We start from the raw sequence: 1,194 nt of genomic DNA on the forward strand, positions 1-1,194 counted from the left end.
TCAATCTTGCCCTCAATCTTGCCTCTCGTTTCACCTTCGAGCAAAGCTTGCCTCTTCATCTCGTCCAGTGTCCGTTCGATGTTGGTGATCACTTTCTCCACCTCCCTGGGGTCGGTTTCCTCCAGCACGCGGTCCACATCTTTTTGCAGGGGTTCTGGCAGCTTGCGCTTGATGACGTTCCTCAGCCATACCGTTACCTGCCTGAACTGCTCCGGGGTCATACCCTTCAGCACGCCGGCCAGATCTCTGAGCCGGCCGATCAACTCCCGGGGGTCCACGGTCTGGTCCAGGTAGAACACGCTGGACACCACGTTGGACGCCCTGCGCAGGTCTTCCTCGCCGTAGCGGACGACGTCAAAGAGGATGTAGTTGAAGTCCAGCAGGTGCCGGGGAAACCTCTCGTGCCCCGACTGGTACTCCCTGAAGCTCCTGCAGGCGGTCCAGCCGTCCCGGCCGTTGTAGAGAACTGCGGGAACGATGGCGGGCAGCCGGAAGCCCTTGCGCTTCCTCTCCTTCCCGGGGACACTGTTGCAGGCGTCCCGCCACACCTCCACCATGTACTGCAGCAGGCGGAATGGCATGGTGTGGTCCACGGTGGACTGCAGCTCCAGGAGTACGTAGAATATCACTTCGGTCCCCCGGAGACGCAGCCTGTACACGATGTCGGCCTCCTTGTCGCTGAAGTCTCGCTGTACGTATGACTTGTTGACCAGCGTCAGGTCGTCTTCGTCCACCTCCGCCGCCCAGCCCTCCCCGGTGAAGTTCCGTAATAATTCGAGGAAGGTCTTCTTGTTTGTCAGCAGCTGCCTGTATCCCTTGTCGTGGGGGTGGTGGAGCGGTTGGTCCGTCTTGCCGTTTCCCGTCAATGCGATCACTTCCTGTTGTCATTATATCACGGCTGCGCCCATGATGACAGTGGGGTCGCCGGTGTTTTGGAGCTTGCCTCCGGGAAAGAAAGCGGCAGGGGCGGCGTCTTCGCCAAGCGTCGTGCGTGGCTCGCTTTCTAATGAATTAGGCGGTCGGTTTCAGTCTTTTCCTTCGGCGCCTCCCTATGCGGTCTTGGAACCTCCCCGGCTTCCCGTGGCGGTCTTTTGCAGCGGGCAGCCCGGACTTTCGCAGCGAGCCCGGCCGCCGGGAGGCGCGGCCCCCGGTTAAGAAGCCTCCGACAATCCTGGCTGGGATCATAGGAATAAT

General features: G+C 60.5%; 2 protein-coding genes. One reads left to right on the forward strand and one right to left on the reverse strand.

Translation table 11 applies throughout. The features are described from left to right. On the reverse strand, positions 1-866 hold an 866-nt coding region (locus Pmgp_RS19240; protein ID WP_134216297.1), incomplete at its 3' end, for an Rpn family recombination-promoting nuclease/putative transposase. A 15-nt stretch (positions 867-881) separates the two neighbouring features. On the opposite strand from Pmgp_RS19240, the gene Pmgp_RS20650 reads away from it, so the two are divergent. Further along, positions 882-1,007: a hypothetical protein gene (locus tag Pmgp_RS20650; RefSeq protein ID WP_282432926.1), complete on the forward strand. Its 126-nt coding sequence runs from the start codon at positions 882-884 to the stop codon at positions 1,005-1,007. The last annotated feature ends 187 nt before the right edge of the window (positions 1,008-1,194 follow it).

The organism is Pelotomaculum propionicicum, from assembly GCF_004369225.1.
GTDB classification, from domain to species: domain Bacteria; phylum Bacillota; class Desulfotomaculia; order Desulfotomaculales; family Pelotomaculaceae; genus Pelotomaculum_B; species Pelotomaculum_B propionicicum.